Genomic DNA, 752 nt, shown 5'->3' on the forward strand with positions numbered 1-752 from the left:
GTGTAAGCACAATCCAGACACAAACTGGACTCGTACCATCGAGTCAACAACATTCCAACAGACGTGGCTACTGTGCCAACTGGTGGATGGCTCGGCTTGAGAGCCGACGAAGGACGTGCCAAGCTGCGAAAAGCCCAAGGGACCCGCACGGAGGGGAAGAACTTGGGATCTCCGAATGGGAATCCCCACCGCAATTGCTTCGCGCAATGGGGAACGCCGAGAACTGAAACATCTTAGTATCGGCCGGAAAAGAAAGCAAGACCGCGATGTCGTCAGTAACCGCGAGTGAACGCGACCCAGTCCAAACCGAATCCCCTTACGGGACATGTGGTGTACGGACTGACACTCAGCAACAGAACATCTGTATGAAGTCTCCTGGAACGGAGCGCGACACAGGGTGACAGCCCCGTAATCCAGACTAGTACGTTGTGCGTCAGCTCCAGAGTATCGGGGGTTGGATATCCCTCGTGAACCACGCGGGCATCGACCGCGAAGACTAAACACTCCTCAAGACCGATAGCGAACAAGTAGCGTGAGCGAACGCTGAAAAGCACCCCACAAAGGGAGGTGCAATAGGGCCTGAAATCAGTTGGCGATAGAGCGATGGGGCATACAAGGTCCACGAGAAAACGACACGGGCGCGAGCCCGCAGTAGGAACTCGTGGAAGCCGGTGTTCCATCGTGCGTTTTGAAAAACGAGCCAGGGAGTGCATCTGTCTGACGAGTCTAACCAGCTTCTCGCTGGGAAGGCG

At 55.7% G+C, this 752-nt stretch carries 1 rRNA gene; it reads left to right on the forward strand.

The features are described from left to right. Nucleotides 1-58: 58 nt before the first annotated feature. A 23S ribosomal RNA gene (locus SM754_RS20120) occupies nt 59-752 on the forward strand; the annotation flags it as partial.

The organism is Halorubellus amylolyticus (assembly GCF_034808145.1).
In the GTDB taxonomy this organism is placed as follows: domain Archaea; phylum Halobacteriota; class Halobacteria; order Halobacteriales; family Natrialbaceae; genus Halorubellus.